The sequence below is a fragment of the Blastococcus sp. CT_GayMR20 genome (genome assembly GCF_004570345.1).
Window position 1 is genome coordinate 1 of record NZ_SPQM01000320.1, and the last position, 998, is coordinate 998.

Consider the following 998-nt stretch of genomic DNA (forward strand, 5'->3'; position numbering starts at 1 on the left):
TGCTGACCCCGCCGACCCGGCCGACCCCGGAACGCCCGTGACCCCCGGCCCGCCGGGCCCGGGCACCACGACGCCCCCGGCCACGCCGCCGGTCGTCGCCCCGGGCGGCGGTTCGACGCCCGCTCCGGGCGGTGGCGGCAGCACGTCGCCCAGCACGCCCGCGCCGGACACCACCCAGTACGACGCGGTGGGCGCCTTCAAGGTGACCTCGCTGAGCCCGAACCGGGTGAGCACCGCCGGAGGCACCCTGGTCACCGTCACCGGCCTCGCCCTCCCGGCGTCGCCGACGATCCGGATCGGCGCGACGGCGACGGCCACCGTCCTCATCTCGTCGGCGACCAAGGTCGTCTTCCGGGTCCCCGCCCGGACGGCCGACAGCTACGACGTGTCGATCTTCGCCGCGGGTGGCACCAGCCAGGTGCTCAGCCGGGCGCTGACCTACTACGACCCGTCCGCCGGCTCGACGCCGGAGGACCCGGCCGACAGCGGCTCCGGGGCCACCCCGGCGCCGGGCGGCGGGACCACCCCTGCACCCGGTGGCGGCACCACGCCGGCACCCGGCGGTGGCGGTCCGTCCCCGGTGACCGAGCCCGTCGTCCGGAAGGGTCCGTCCGGTGAGCGGCTCGTGCGGTCGGCGAAGTTCGGCGCCCTCCGGTCGATCTGGTCGGTGGACTGCTCGTCGTCCTGTGCCGGGGTCGCGATCTGACCCCGTCCCCGAGAGCTGCTGCGCCCCGTCCGACTTCCCCATGCGGACGGGGCGCAGTGCGTTCGGGCGGCTGCCCCGCACCCTCGGGCGCCGTGTACTCTCTGCGGGACCGCTCGATCGGCCACGGCCGGGGCCAGGAGCGCGAAAGCGCAGGTCAGAGCGGTACGCGGGTGTAGTTCAATGGTAGAACATCAGCTTCCCAAGCTGACAGTGCGAGTTCGATTCTCGTCACCCGCTCCACGGTGGACGCATGTCGCGAGGCCTGTCCATTCTCGCGATCTCCGGTCCGGTC

Annotated in this window: 1 protein-coding gene and 1 tRNA gene; both read left to right on the forward strand. The window is 74.5% G+C overall.

Annotated elements, in window-relative coordinates:
* The coding region (locus E4P40_RS27695) for an IPT/TIG domain-containing protein (RefSeq protein ID WP_209305562.1) at positions 1–706 on the forward strand (706 nt) is incomplete at its 5' end.
* 166 nt (positions 707–872) lie between these two features.
* A tRNA-Gly gene (locus E4P40_RS27700) sits at positions 873–946 on the forward strand.
* Positions 947–998: the final 52 nt, after the last annotated feature.